General features: G+C 65.2%; 14 protein-coding genes. 5 read left to right on the top strand and 9 right to left on the bottom strand.

Annotation, left to right across the window (positions count from 1 at the left end; all coding sequences use genetic code 11):
• From AC1D00_RS07865 to hisC, 5 genes are all read right to left on the bottom strand, one after another.
• On the bottom strand, positions 1–389 hold a 389-nt coding region (locus tag AC1D00_RS07865), incomplete at its 3' end, for an aquaporin (protein ID WP_477010265.1).
• Positions 389–799, bottom strand: coding sequence for an arsenate reductase (glutaredoxin) (arsC, locus tag AC1D00_RS07860; RefSeq protein WP_027546446.1), 411 nt, complete (start codon positions 797–799; stop codon positions 389–391). The genes arsC and AC1D00_RS07865, both read right to left, overlap by 1 nt.
• 17 nt (positions 800–816) lie before the next feature.
• Positions 817–1,299: an ArsI/CadI family heavy metal resistance metalloenzyme gene (locus AC1D00_RS07855; protein WP_404558230.1), complete on the bottom strand. Its 483-nt coding sequence runs from the start codon at positions 1,297–1,299 to the stop codon at positions 817–819.
• A gap of 11 nt (positions 1,300–1,310) precedes the next feature.
• Complete coding sequence (locus AC1D00_RS07850; protein ID WP_027546448.1) at positions 1,311–1,655, bottom strand: ArsR/SmtB family transcription factor; 345 nt, start codon at positions 1,653–1,655, stop codon at positions 1,311–1,313.
• A gap of 68 nt (positions 1,656–1,723) precedes the next feature.
• Positions 1,724–2,776: a histidinol-phosphate transaminase gene (hisC, locus tag AC1D00_RS07845; protein ID WP_477010264.1), complete on the bottom strand. Its 1,053-nt coding sequence runs from the start codon at positions 2,774–2,776 to the stop codon at positions 1,724–1,726.
• Positions 2,777–3,004: 228 nt separating this feature from the next.
• Here hisC and AC1D00_RS07840 point away from each other — a divergent pair, with 228 nt between their 5' ends.
• The 5 genes from AC1D00_RS07840 (at position 3,005) to AC1D00_RS07820 (ending at position 9,100) form a co-directional block, all read left to right on the top strand.
• Positions 3,005–4,480: an FAD-binding oxidoreductase gene (locus AC1D00_RS07840; RefSeq protein ID WP_477010263.1), complete on the top strand. Its 1,476-nt coding sequence runs from the start codon at positions 3,005–3,007 to the stop codon at positions 4,478–4,480.
• Between the two features lie 275 nt (positions 4,481–4,755).
• Complete coding sequence (locus AC1D00_RS07835; protein ID WP_135176708.1) at positions 4,756–5,607, top strand: 3-hydroxybutyryl-CoA dehydrogenase; 852 nt, start codon at positions 4,756–4,758, stop codon at positions 5,605–5,607.
• Between the two features lie 283 nt (positions 5,608–5,890).
• A complete protein-coding gene (locus tag AC1D00_RS07830; protein WP_477010262.1) occupies positions 5,891–6,355 on the top strand; it encodes a group III truncated hemoglobin in 465 nt (154 codons plus the stop codon).
• Positions 6,356–6,600: 245 nt separating this feature from the next.
• The gene (locus AC1D00_RS07825) at positions 6,601–7,254 is read left to right on the top strand and encodes a QcrA and Rieske domain-containing protein (RefSeq protein ID WP_404558213.1); all 654 of its coding nucleotides are present in this window, start codon (positions 6,601–6,603) and stop codon (positions 7,252–7,254) included.
• A 118-nt stretch (positions 7,255–7,372) separates the two neighbouring features.
• Positions 7,373–9,100 (top strand): methanol/ethanol family PQQ-dependent dehydrogenase, encoded by a 1,728-nt coding sequence (locus tag AC1D00_RS07820; RefSeq protein ID WP_477010261.1) that lies wholly within the window; start codon positions 7,373–7,375, stop codon positions 9,098–9,100.
• A gap of 264 nt (positions 9,101–9,364) precedes the next feature.
• Here the strand turns inward: AC1D00_RS07820 and AC1D00_RS07815 are convergent, their stop codons facing one another.
• The 4 genes from AC1D00_RS07815 to AC1D00_RS07800 form a co-directional block, all read right to left on the bottom strand.
• A complete protein-coding gene (locus AC1D00_RS07815) occupies positions 9,365–9,625 on the bottom strand; it encodes a hypothetical protein (RefSeq protein WP_135176704.1) in 261 nt (86 codons plus the stop codon).
• A gap of 103 nt (positions 9,626–9,728) precedes the next feature.
• A complete protein-coding gene (locus AC1D00_RS07810; RefSeq protein ID WP_477010260.1) occupies positions 9,729–12,041 on the bottom strand; it encodes a xanthine dehydrogenase family protein molybdopterin-binding subunit in 2,313 nt (770 codons plus the stop codon).
• Between the two features lies 1 nt (position 12,042).
• On the bottom strand, positions 12,043–12,495 hold the full coding sequence (locus AC1D00_RS07805; protein ID WP_027546456.1) for a (2Fe-2S)-binding protein: 453 nt from the start codon (positions 12,493–12,495) through the stop codon (positions 12,043–12,045).
• A gap of 280 nt (positions 12,496–12,775) precedes the next feature.
• A partial coding sequence (locus tag AC1D00_RS07800) for a hypothetical protein (RefSeq protein ID WP_477010259.1) occupies positions 12,776–12,986 on the bottom strand: 211 nt, incomplete at its 5' end.

Raw genomic sequence — 12,986 nt, 5'->3', positions numbered from 1 at the left:
GCCTCGGCAAGCCATTGTCCGGCTCCCGAGCGCTGCGTCAGCGAAAGCTGGAGAAGTGGAAGCTCGAACATCAGATGTGCGATCCACACACCGATGATCGCGCCGGAGATCTGTGCGGCGATGTAGATCRCCGCATCCCTCCAGGCTGTTTCGCCGCGCAGGGCGAAGGCCAGCGTCACCGCCGGATTGAAATGGGCGCCCGACATGGCGGCGAAGGTGAGGATCAGCGCGACCAGGATGGCGCCGGTGGCGATCGTGTTGCACAGGAGCGCGAGCGCGACGTTTCCGCCCGAGAGCTTCGCGGCCATGATCCCCGAGCCGACCACCGCGGCCAGCAGGAACGCGGTCCCGAGCCACTCGGCGAAGGCGCGCTGCGCAAGCCCCGGCATCAGGCGCCGCGGTCCAGCCGGACGCGCTCGCCGTCTTCCTTGACGAATTCGCCCTGCTGCGCCGGCAGGAGGTCCAGCACCAGCTCCGAGGGGCGGCAGAGCTTGACGCCTTTCGGCGTGACCACGATCGGCCGGTTGATCAGGATGGGATGCGCCATCATCGCGTCGAGAAGCTGATCGTCGGTCAGCGCCGCGTTGCCGAGCCCGAGCTCGGCATAGGGCGTGCCCTTTTCCCGAAGCAGCGCGCGCACGGGCAGTCCCATGCGCGCGATCAGTTGTTGCAACAGCGCCCGCGATGGCGGCGTCTTCAGATACTCGATTACATGCGGTTCGATGCCGGCGCTCCGGATCATCGCGAGCGTATTGCGCGAGGTGCCGCAAGCGGGATTGTGGTAGATGATCGCATCCATGACCAAGCACTTCGTTGTTAGCAGCAGGGCGATTGTTGCTTTGGCGCCGCCTGCGGCGCGCAGCAGGCCGATTGCTTCTCCGGTTGCCTTTCATGGGCAACCCGCGCGCCATTCTCACCGGTGCCGTCGCCATAGTCGGTGCTCTCGCCCGTGGTGTGGAAGGTCTCCCAGGCGATTCCAGCGGGATCGTCGATCCAGGATTTCTCGGACCTCGCATAGCAGCAGGTCGTCTGGCCCTGTTCGATGATGTCGCCGCCGGCCTGGCGCAGCCGCGCGTAGACCTCCTGAAGCTCGTCACCGGTCTCGACCTGGATGCCGAGATGGTCGAGGCCGGGCTCGCGTCCGCGCGTCGAGATCGCGAAGTTCACGCGGGGGTCTTCGAGCATCCATTTGGCGTAGTCGGATTTCACCACCGAGGGCTGGGACGCGAACAAAGCCGAGTAGAAGCCGATGGAGCGGGGGAGATCCTCGACGGACAGGTGAACGTGCAGGCGCTTCATGGTCTGTCCTTTCAGGCCGGAATTTTGCTGCGCTTTCGCGCGGGCTTGCAGGCGGCGGCCGGAGCGCATGACGTTCCGCCGCAGCAATTTTCGGTCAGGAAGCCGACGAGCTCATTCATGGTCTCGAACCGCGCTGCATAGATCATCGAGCGGCCCTCGCGCCGGACGGTGGCGAGACCCGCCATCCGCAGCCGGTCGAAGTGGAACGTCAGCGTGTTGGGGGCGAGATCCAGCGCTTCCGCGATCGCGCCGGCAGTCATGCCGTCGGGGCCCGCCTGCACCAGCAGACGGAAGACGTCGAGGCGATTGTCCTGGGCCAGCGCGGCGAGCGCCGTGACGGCGTCTGTCGTTTCCATATTTCAACGATTATTGAAATAATGGCGCCCTGTCAACCGGGCGGACGGCGTCCGTCATGCGCGCCGGATCAGAGCAAGCCGCGCAGCACTTCGATCAGCCGGCCACATTGCTCCTCGGTTCCGACCGTGATGCGCAGGAAATCGTCGATGCGCGGCTTCTTGAAATGCCGGACCAGAACGCCGCGCTGGCGAAGTGCGGCCGCCAGATCGGCTCCGCTCCGGCCTCGGTGACGCGCGAACACGAAGTTTGCGAGCGACGGCAACACCTCGAAGCCGAGTTGTCCGAGATCGCGGGTCAGGGCTTCGCGGCTCGAGACGATACGGGCGCGGGTCTCGAGGAACCACCCGTCGTCCTCGATGGCGGCGACGGCGCCGGCGATGGCGAGACAATCGACGGGATAGGAGTTGAAGCTGTCCTTCACCCGCTCCAGCGCCGCGATCAGCGGCGGTTGGCCGATGGCAAAGCCGACGCGCAGGCCGGCGAGCGAGCGCGATTTCGAGAAGGTCTGGATGACGAGCAGATTGTCGTGGCGCGCAACGAGCGGCACCGCGCTCTCGGCGCCGAAATCGACATAGGCCTCGTCCACCACCACCAGCCGGTCGGGATTTTCGGCGACCAGCGCCGCGATCGCGTCGCGCGGAACGGCGATGCCGGTGGGCGCGTTCGGATTGCAGAGAAGAATGGCGCTCGATGGCCGCCCGTAGTCGGCAATCTCGATCCTCATCGCGGCGTCGAGCGGCACCTCCTCGTGAGCTACGCCATAGAGGCGGCAATAGACAGGGTAGAAGCTGTAGGTGACGTCGGGAAACAGCAGCGGCCTGTCGTGCTTGAGAAGGGCCGGGAAGGTGTGGGCCAGAACCTCGTCGGAGCCGTTGCCGACGAACACCTGCTCGGCCGCAACATCGCAATACGCTGCGATCGCCTCGCGCAGGCGCGTGGCGCGCGGATCTGGATAGAGACGCAGCCGCTCCGCAGCCGACGCAATCGCCGCCAGCACGCGCGGCGAGGGCGGATAGGGATTCTCGTTGGTATTGAGCTTGACGATGCCATCCTGCTTCGGCTGCTCGCCCGGGACGTAGGGCGAAAGCGTGTGGACGACCGGACTCCAGAAGCGGCTCATGATCTCCAATCCAGGTTGATCGCGGCACAGTAGGGCACGGCGGGCGTCGACGGAAGTGCGCTTCCGGTTCGGCAGCCGAGGCAGGTCTGCACAAGCGTCGCAGCCGGGGACGTTCCCGCAAACGCGACCTTCATGCTAGGTTCATCGCGCAAACGTCCAGAATCGAAAACAAGAACGAAGGCCGGCGCGCCCCAGGGCTGCGCAGAAGAGCCGCAAAGCGAGGAACACATGCCGGGTGCAGCCCTTGTCACCGCTCCCTCCATTCCGACCGCGCCCGTGACGCCAGCCATTCTCGACCGCTTGCGAGCCATCGTGGGCGACAAGGGCCTGATCCTGGACGAGCAGGACAAGCGTCCGTTCGTGACCGATTGGCGCGGCGAGCTGGCGGGGCAGGCCGCGGCGGTCGTGCGTCCGGCCAACACCGCGGAAGTCTCCGCTGTCATCAAGCTCTGCTACGACAGCGGCATTGCCGTCGTGCCGCAGGGCGGCAACACCGGCCTGATGGGCGGTGCCACGCCGTGGCCCGCGCACCGCGGCATCGTGCTGTCGCTCGGTCGCATGAATCATGTGCTGAATGTCGATCGCGTCGGCTACGCCATGACGGTGGAGGCGGGGTGCATCCTTCAGACGCTCCAGGAGACGGCCGCGCGTCATGATCGCTTCTTTCCGCTCAGCCTGGGTGCCCAGGGCTCGTGCATGATCGGTGGCAATCTGTCCACCAATGCCGGCGGCGTGCAGGTGCTGCGTTACGGCAATGCGCGAAATCTGGTGCTGGGTCTCGAGGTCGTGCTGGCGAGCGGCGAGGTCTGGGACGGCCTGCGCGCACTCAAGAAGGACAATACCGGATATGACCTCAAGCATCTGTTCATGGGCGCCGAAGGAACGCTCGGCATCATCACCAAGGCGGTGCTGAAGCTCTGGCCCGCGCCGAAGGATGTGTGCACCGCATGGCTTGCGATCCGCGATCCCAGGGCGGCGATCGAGCTCCTGTCGGAGGCGCATGCCGCCTCCGACGACAATGTCGGCTCCTGCGAGCTGATGAGCCGCGCCTGCACCGACATGGTGCTGCGCCACATTCCCGGCACCCAGGACCCTCTCAAGGCCGAGACCGAATGGTATCTCCTTCTCGAATGGTCGTCGGCCCGGCCGCGGCAGGACGGCGCGGGCATGTCGGACAGGATGGAGCAGTTCTTGGCCGATCAGCTCGAGGCGGGCCGGGTGCTGGATGCGGTGATTGCGCAAACCGAAGCGCAGTCGCGCAACATGTGGCGCATTCGCGAGAGCGTGGCCGAGGCATCGCGCGCCGAGGGGCCGGGCCTGAGCTACGACGTGTCGGTCGCAATCTCGGGGATTCCCGAGTTCATCGACAGGGGTCTCAAGGCCGTGCTCGACATCCTGCCGACGATCCGCCCCTATCCGCTCGGCCACATCGGAGACGGCAATTTGCACTTCTCCTTCATGGGCCCGAAGGGCATGGATCGCGACACGCTCACCCAGTACTCTGCGGCGATCACGCGGGTCGTCAACGACCTCATCACCTCCATGGCCGGCTCGATCTCCGCCGAACACGGCATCGGCATCGAGAAGCTCGACGAGCTCCAGCATTATCGCTCCAGGACCGAGCTCGACATCATGCGCACGATCAAGCGGGCCCTCGACCCCAAGAACATCATGAATCCCGGCAAGGTGCTGCGTCTCGAATGAGGCGAGGCCTGACACCGCAGCTTCCCCCACCGATCGACCCCGGTCGCCGCACCCGCGGCGCTCTTGGGCCGGCGCTTGCGCCGCATGGCTCGGGCCAAACGGGCTGCGAGGCCGCGAAATCATGCCCTTTTGCGGCTTTATTCCCGCCATGGATGCTTTAAGGAAGGGGCAGGATCAGGTCGCACCCGGCAACTGGCGGTGCTAGAGCCTGATGCAGGAACAATGGGGCCGGGCCGCTAGCGGCACGCCCGCAAGGATGAGAAGGATGTGACGCAATGATCCAGACCGTTGGCATCATCGGGGCAGGGACCATGGGGAACGGCATCGCGCAAATCTGCGCCGCGGCCGGGCTCTCGGTCGTGATGGTCGACATTTCCGATGCGGCGGTGAACCGCGGGATTTCGACCGTCGGCGGCAGCCTCGAGCGCCTGGTCAAGAAGGAGAAGATGTCGGCGGCCGACCGCGAGGCGACGCTCAAGCGCATCACCGGCACCACCGATCGGGCGAAGCTGGCCGATTGCGACCTGGTGATCGAGGCCGCCACCGAGAACGAGGAGCTCAAGGTCAAGATCCTGAAGGACCTCTGCGCGACGCTGTCGCCGCGCACGCTCGTTGCAACCAATACCTCGTCGATCTCGATCACGAAGCTTGCCGCCGCGACCGATCGCCCCGACCGCTTCATCGGCATGCACTTCTTCAATCCTGTGCCGGTGATGGCGCTGCTCGAGCTCATCCGCGGCCTGCAGACCTCCGACGACACCCACGCCAAGGCGCTCGATTTCGCCCAGCGCGTCGGCAAGGTGGCGATCACGGCCAAGAACAGCCCGGGCTTCGCGGTCAACCGCATCCTGTGCCCGATGATCAACGAGGCGATCTTCGCCCTTCAGGAGGGGATCGCGACGGCGGAAGAGATCGACGCCGGCATGAAGCTCGGCTGCAACCATCCGATCGGGCCGCTGGCGCTGGCCGATCTCGTCGGGCTCGACACCATGTTGTCGGTGATGGAGGTCTTCTACAAAGGCTTCAACGACCCGAAATACCGTCCGGCCCCCTTGCTGAAGGAAATGGTCGATGCCGGGCATCTCGGCCGCAAGACCGGGCAGGGTTTTTACACTTACGGCGCCTGATGACACGGCGTAGGCGGCGGGGCGTTCGAACCCTCCGCCCGTCCCGCAATTTGCGCTGCGACAAAGACGCCGCGCGCAATTGGCTTCACTGTGGATGCGGGCGCGTTCTTCCTTCTCCCCTTGTGGGAGAAGGTGGCGCAAAGCGCCGGATGAGGGGTTGGTTCCGCGAGCTCCAATGCTTGAGGAGTGCGCGGACATAACCCCTCACCAGTCTCGCCGCGCTTGCGGCGAGCCACCCTCTCCCACAAGGGGAGAGGGGAAGACGAAAACGGACGAAGAGCATATGTCGGATCGACTGAAGGCCGAGCGCGAAGCGGCGGCCGCGCGCCGGAACTTGCTGACCCAGGATGCGATCGAGCGCACCGGGATCACCGAAGAGATGATCGCGGAACTCGTTGCGCGCTTTTACGGGCGCGTGCGCGAGGACGCGCTCCTGGGGCCGGTATTCGCGGTCGTGCAGAATTGGGACGAGCATCTCGCCAAGCTCGGGGGTTTCTGGTCGTCAGTCGTGCTGATGAGCGGCAGCTATCATGGCTCGCCGATGCGGGCGCATCTGCCGCTCAGCCTTGTCGGCGATCATTTCGACCGCTGGCTCGATCTGTTCGAACAGACCGCGCGCGACGTCTGTCCGCCCGCGGCGGCCGCGCTCTTCATCGACAAGGCACGCCGCATCGCCGACAGTTTTGAAATGGCGTCGGCAACGGTCGCAGGCCGCATCGCTTCGCCGCGTCACGTGCTCAGATCGTGAAATACCAAATGCCTGCCTGAGAAACGTGCAGCTCACATCGCGCGATGGCGCGTTGCACCAATTCCAACATCATCGGTCTGGTCTGCAAAATCATCATGCCGCTCGCGTGGTGCGATGTAAGACTGTGAAAATACGTTTGAACGCGTTCACTCTCGTTCAATCAAAGCGAGCATAGCCATATTGATGCACTGCGGCGCCAATTCTTCGCCTTGTTTTCGGCAGAGTTCCAGCGCCTGCTAACGTGCATGTCGCGCGCATCGTTCAACATCAATTCCCCATCCTCCGAGAATTCTGCGGAGCCTGAAGTTGACGCGGCCATGGAGCAGACGCGGCGAACGCTGCTGCTGGGTGCGCTCGCCACCTCGGCCTGCCTCGGCTGTTCCACATCGGCGCGCGCAGGCGAGGATCCGCCCGGCTCCGACGAACGGCCGCAGAAGGGCGATGTGCTCGTCTTCTCCGAAGGTGACCAGGAGGGCAAGCTGATCACCGCGGCCGACCTGCCGGCCGGCGGGCCGCCCGTGCATGCCTGGCCGAAGGACCCCAAGACATCGGTGGTGCGCAGCGCCTCGCGGCTCAACGAAATCCTGCTCATCCGGCTCGATCCCGCCGAGCTCGACGAGCAGACCCGCGCGCGCGCCGTCGACGGCATCATCGCCTATTCGGCGATCTGCTCCCATGCCGGCTGTCCCGTCACCGCCTGGGTGAAGAGCGACGTCGGCGACAAGGAGGTGCTCAAGTGCATGTGCCACAACTCCGAATACGATCCTCGCACGGGCGCGCAGGTCGTGTTCGGGCCGGCACCGCGACGGCTCGCGGCGCTGCCGCTGGCGTTCGCTGACGGTTCGCTCAGCGTCGCCGGAAACTTCGTCGGAAAGGTAGGTGGCGCGCAGCCAGGATGATGGACGGTGGCGGGTCATGCCCGCGTCACGAGAGGCCGCATCCGCCGATGGGCGGACGACGGGACGAACGACAAGAATTCAACGCAAGAATTCAAACGGATGAAAAAGGGGAACGTCCATGACCAGGAAGCAATGGTTACTGTCCGGCTTCGTCGCCTTCACCTGTCTTGCCTCGACCGCCGCCGTGTCTGGCCCGATCGAGAATTATTCTCCGGTCACCGCGCAGCGCCTGGAGAATCCGGAACCGAGCAACTGGATGCTCTATCGGCGCACCTATGACGGGCAGGGCTACAGCCCGCTCGACCAGATCAACACCTCGAACGTGAAGGGTCTCACGCCGGTCTGGACGTTTGCGACAGGCGTCGTCGAAGGCCACGAGGCGCCGCCGATCATCAACAATGGCGTGATGTTCGTGGCAACCCCGATGGGGCAGGTGATCGCGCTGAACGCGAAAACCGGCGACGAATACTGGCGCTACAAGCGGCAGCTCCCCGACGATCTGTTCCAGCTGCATCCGACCAGCCGCGGCGTCGGCCTCTGGGAGGACAAGCTCTATCTCGCCACCACCGACGATCATGTCGTCGCGCTCGACGCCAAGACCGGCAAGGTGGTGTGGGACACCAAGGTGCAGGACTACAAGAAGGGCCAGTACATGACCCTGATGCCGCTGATCGTCGACGGCAAGGTCATCGTCGGCGGCTCCGGCGGCGAGTTCGGCGTGCGCGGCTATGTCGCCGCCTATGACGCCAAGGACGGCAAGGAGCTGTGGCGGACCTACACCATTCCCGGCGAAGGCGAGCCCGGTCACGACACCTGGCAGGGCGACGACTGGAAGAACGGCGGCGGTTCGGCCTGGATGACCGGCAATTACGACAAGGACACCAAGACGATCTATTGGGGCGTCGGCAACGCGGCACCGTGGCCGGGCGAGACCCATCCGGGCGACAATCTCTACACCTCGTCGGTGCTTGCGCTCGATCCGAACACCGGCAAGATCAAGACCCATCACCAGTACCACCAGAACGATTCCTGGGACTGGGACGAGGTCGAGGCGCCGATGCTGATCGACCTGCAACGCGACGGCCGCAACATCAAGAGCCTGGTCCATCCGGGGCGCGACGCGATCTTCTGGGTGCTCGAGCGCACGCCGACCAAGATCAACTATGTGGCCGGCTGGCCGTTCGTCTCCACCGACGTCTGGAAGGGCATCGATGCTGAAACCGGCAAGCCGATCGTCGATCCCGCGCACAAGCCGGTGATTGGCAAGCGCGTGGAGTTCTGTCCGTCCCTGTGGGGCGGCAAGGACTGGCCGTCGGCCGCCTACAGCCAGAAGACCGGCCTCGTCTACGTGCCCGCCAACGAGAATTTCTGCGGCGGCTTCACCGGCGAGAAGGTCGCACTCAAGCCGGGCGAGCTCTGGCTCGGCACCAAGCCGGAAGACATTGGGCTGAAGACAAAGCCGGGCGCGGATCATTTTGGCGAACTGCAGGCCTGGGATCCCGTCACGGGCAAGAAGGTGTGGCAGCACAACTTCCCGAAGTCGCAGCTGTTCGGCTCGGTGACGGCGACCGCGGGCGATCTCATCTTTGCCGGCGGCACCAACGATCGCAACTTCCGCGCCTTCAACGCCAAGACCGGCGAGCTGCTGTGGGAGCAGAAGACCAACTCCGGCATCATGGGCATGCCGGTGTCCTATGAGATCGACGGCACCCAATACATCGCGATCCAGTCGGGATGGGGTGTGGACGCGCAGCGGATCCAGGATGCGCTCGTGACCAACAACATCGGCATCGAGGCCAACGTGCCCCAGGGCGGCGTGGTCTGGGTGTTCGCGCTGAAGAAATAGCTCCGCGGGCGGATCGAAAGAAGCGGAGCAGCAAGGGGGGTGGCGAATGCGGCGGACGGAAACGTCCGCCGCATTTTGTGTGGGCGTCTTCCCTTCTCCCCTTGTGGGAGAAGGTGGCGCGCGCTTTGCGCGCGACGGATGAGGGGTTCTTTCCGCGCATCATGATGTGAGAGATTCCCGGAGACAAACCCCTCACCCAAGCGAGGTTGTAGCAACTGGCGTCGCTGCCCTCTCCCACAAGGGGAGAGGGCACAWCGACGTCGACTACTTCCCCTGGCGATCCACCTTGTCCTTTTCCTTCTGGTTCATCTCCTGAACCTTTGGATCGGTGCTGCTCTGCCCGGTGGTCTGGGTGGTCGAGGCGGGCGGGGCGGTGGCGTTGGGCAGTGAGTTCTGGTCCGGCGCGGTGGGGCGGGTGGCCGTGGTCGGCGGCGTCGTGTTGCTCTGGGCGAAGGCGCCGCCAGCGGTCAAAAGAAAGGCGCCCGACAGCAGCGAGACTGCGAGCGCCTTCGTGATGTTGATCATCGATCTGCTCCTGTGAGATCGATGCAAACGGCGCATGGCCGTCTGATGTTCCTAAGCGCGATAGACTTCCATCGCGCTCCTTCTTGTTTGAGCTTCCATGCGCTCACGCCTCCAATTGCTTGCCGATCGGCAGCGCGCGGATGCGTTTTCCGGTCGCGGCGAAGATGGCATTCATGAGAGCCGGTGCGAACGGCGGAACGCCGGGCTCGCCGACGCCGCTCGGTGGCGTGCCTGACGCGGGCGGCACGATGTGGACGTTGGTCACCAGGGGAGACTCGTCGATCCTGACGAGCTGGAAGTCGTCAAAGTTCTTCTGCTGCACCTTGCCGTCCTTGAAGGTGATCTCGCCATAYCTGGCGAGGCTGAGGCCCATGATCGCCGCGCCCTCGATCTGCGAGGCGATGCGCTCGGGGTTGACATAGGTGCCGCAATCGATCGCGGTGTCGACCCGCGGCACCGTCAGCTTGCCCTTGTCGTCGACGGCCACCTCGACGATGGTCGCGATGTAGCTGACGAAGCTGCGGTGTACCGCGATGCCGAGACCGTGGCCCTTGGGCACCTGACGGCCCCATTCGCCCTTCTCGGCCACCAGCTCGACCACCTTGCGCAGGCGCGCGGTGTCGATCGGGTAGCTGTCCAGGGGCTCGCCGTAGTTCCACAAGTCCTTCACCGCGGGCTTGACGATCCGCGGGCTGCCAATCAGCGCGAGCAGCGTCTCCTTCTGGTCGCGGCCGGTCGCGTTCGCGATCTCGCCGACCATCGACTGCACCGCGAAGGCGCGCGGGATGTTCGAGACCGAGCGGAACCAGCCGATGCGGGTGAACGCCGCGGCCTCCGGGTTCTCGCAGGAGATGTTGGCGATCTCGAACGGCATGTCGACGAGGCCCATGCCGAGCTCGAAGGGCGCCTGGTGCACCGTACCGGCCGCAAAGGTCGAGGCGATGCTGGGTGCCACGCTGCGGTGGCGCCAGGCGATCACCTTGCCGCTCTTGTCGAGGCCGGCCTCGATCCGCTCGACCGAGACGGTGTGCAGGAAGCCGTTGTGAATGTCGTCCTCCCGCGTCCACTGCACCTTCACCGGCGCGCCGAGCTCCTTCGACAGCAACGCGGCTTCGAGCGCATAGTCGCATTTCGACTTGCGGCCGAAACCGCCGCCGAGCAGCGTGACATTGACGGTGACGTTCTCCTCGGGGATGCCGAGAGTCTTGGCGACGTCCTCGCGGGTGCCGCCCGGGCTCTGCACCGGCGCCCAGATCTCCGCCTTGTCGCCCTTGACGTCGGCGACCGCCACCGGCGGTTCCATGGCGACATGGGCGAGATGCGGGACGTAGTACTCGCCGACGATCACCTTGTCGGCGCCTTTCAGGGCGGCGTCCGCATCGCCCTCCTTGCGCACGACGAGGCCGGGCTTGCGCGAGGCCTCCTCGAGCTCCTTGCGGTAGGCGACGGAGTCGTATTTGCCGTTGGCGCCGTCGTCCCAGACCAGTTTCAGCGCGTCGCGGCCCTTGATCGCCGCGCCGGTGTTGCGCGCGATCACCGCGACGCCGCCGAGCGGCTGGAATTTCGACGGCCACGGCCAGCCGCGCGCCTGCATCACCTTCTCGACGCCGGGCACCTTCAACGCCGCGTCCGGATCGAACGAGGTAAGCTTGCCGCCGGTCACCGGCGGGCGCGCGATCACGGCATGTTTCATCCCCGGCAGGCGCACGTCGGCGCCGTATTGCGCCTTGCCTGTGGTGATGTCGTGGAGATCGACGATGCCGATCTGGCCCTTGGTCAGGTAGCGGAAGTCCTTGGGGTCCTTCAGCTTGAGGCCTTCGATGCTCGGCACCGATTCCTTTGCGGCGTCGGCGGCGAGCTCGCCGAAGCCGAGCTTGCGTCCGCTGGCGCTGTGGACGACCTCGTGATTGACGGCCTTGACCTCGGTCGCGGGTACGCCCCAGCGCTTGGCGGCGGCCTGCTCCAGCATGGTGCGGGCGGCAGCGCCGATCTGGCGCATCGGGATCAGGTAATGCCGCGTGCTGCGGGAGCCGTCGGTGTCCTGGTTGCCGAACTTGACCTCGTCGCCATGGGCCTGCTGCACCTTGACCCTGGACCAGTCGGCCTCCATCTCCTCGGCCACGATCAGGGGCAGGCTGGTGCGCACGCCGGTGCCCATCTCGGAGCGGTGGGCGACGATGCTGACGATGCCGTCGGGCGCGACCGCGACGAACACGCGCGGATCGACCACGACGCCGTGCGGCATCTTTCCGGCTCCGGTCTCATAGGCAAACGCCTGGCGCGACATCACGGGCGCGGCGAGCACGAAGCCGCCGGTGATGCCGAGCCCCTTCAGGATGCTGCGGCGCGAGACCTTCTCGACACGGATGTTCTTTTCGAAGCTGTGAAGCTTCCGGGGATTGCCGATGAAATTCATGTCACACTCCCGTCGAGGCGAGATGGACCGCGTTCTCGATGCGCTGGTAGCAGCCGCAGCGGCAGATGTTGCCGGACATCGCCTCGCGGATCTGGTCGTGCGAGGGCTTCGGGTTGTCCATCAAGAGCGCCGCGGCCTGCATGATCTGGCCGGCCTGGCAGAAGCCGCATTGGGGCACGTTGACCTGGCGCCAGGCTTTTTGAACCGGGTGATCGCCGTTCGGATGCAATCCCTCGATCGTCGTGACCTCGCGTCCGGCGACGTCGTTGACCGACGTGATGCAGGAGCGCACCGCCTCCTTGTCGACGATGACGGTGCAGGCGCCGCACAGGGCCTGGCCACAGCCGAACTTGGTGCCGGTCAGCCCGGCCTCGTCACGCAGGAACCAGAGTAGCGGGAGATTCGGGTCGCCGTCCCAGCTCTGTTCCTGGCCGTTGATCTTCACCTTGATCATGATCGTCCCTCGCTCTTTGTAAGCATGAATTGAATACGCCGGCATGCGCCGGCGGGGCTCGTGCGTCGTCGCAACGTCCCGCCGTCATCCCTCGCGGGCAAATCCCGGAGGGAGGCAGGAACGCCATAGCGATGTCTGGATGTACTCGATACCTCCCGTTTTGTTCTTCTTTGATTGAACTTCGCGCGGCATCGTGACGGCGCGATCGGAGCAGCGATCGCGCCGGCCCGGCGTTCACAGCCGGGTGTTCTCAGCGTCCAGAGATTGCATCTGTGGTTTGTCAAAAGCAGGGCGCGGCATTGCGCCGCGCGCATTGCGCAACTGCAAAGCGGATCGCAACAAAAAAAGCTTCGTCCGCCAGAAAGACTGTACGGACGAAGCAGGATGCCTCAGTCGAGGGAGGGAGAAACGCAGCTGCCGCGGGCTTCAGGCGGGAAGCGGGCGGCACTGCGCAGTCATTCAGAAACCAGGACTGAGGGAGCACGTGGCCC

The sequence above is a fragment of the Bradyrhizobium sp. P2_E8 genome (assembly GCF_056403875.1).
This window is presented reverse-complemented; position numbering and strand designations above follow the sequence as displayed.

Excerpts from the sequence above, each read along its gene's own strand:
- arsC (WP_027546446.1), bottom strand. The coding sequence starts at position 799 with ATGGATGCGATCATCTACCACAATCCCGCTTGCGGCACCTCGCGCAAT.
- AC1D00_RS07855 (WP_404558230.1), bottom strand. The coding sequence starts at position 1,299 with ATGAAGCGCCTGCACGTTCACCTGTCCGTCGAGGATCTCCCCCGCTCC.
- AC1D00_RS07850 (WP_027546448.1), bottom strand. The coding sequence starts at position 1,655 with ATGGAAACGACAGACGCCGTCACGGCGCTCGCCGCGCTGGCCCAGGAC.
- hisC (WP_477010264.1), bottom strand. The coding sequence starts at position 2,776 with ATGAGCCGCTTCTGGAGTCCGGTCGTCCACACGCTTTCGCCCTACGTC.
- AC1D00_RS07840 (WP_477010263.1), top strand. The coding sequence starts at position 3,005 with ATGCCGGGTGCAGCCCTTGTCACCGCTCCCTCCATTCCGACCGCGCCC.
- AC1D00_RS07835 (WP_135176708.1), top strand. The coding sequence starts at position 4,756 with ATGATCCAGACCGTTGGCATCATCGGGGCAGGGACCATGGGGAACGGC.
- AC1D00_RS07830 (WP_477010262.1), top strand. The coding sequence starts at position 5,891 with ATGTCGGATCGACTGAAGGCCGAGCGCGAAGCGGCGGCCGCGCGCCGG.
- AC1D00_RS07825 (WP_404558213.1), top strand. The coding sequence starts at position 6,601 with ATGTCGCGCGCATCGTTCAACATCAATTCCCCATCCTCCGAGAATTCT.
- AC1D00_RS07820 (WP_477010261.1), top strand. The coding sequence starts at position 7,373 with ATGACCAGGAAGCAATGGTTACTGTCCGGCTTCGTCGCCTTCACCTGT.
- AC1D00_RS07815 (WP_135176704.1), bottom strand. The coding sequence starts at position 9,625 with ATGATCAACATCACGAAGGCGCTCGCAGTCTCGCTGCTGTCGGGCGCC.
- AC1D00_RS07805 (WP_027546456.1), bottom strand. The coding sequence starts at position 12,495 with ATGATCAAGGTGAAGATCAACGGCCAGGAACAGAGCTGGGACGGCGAC.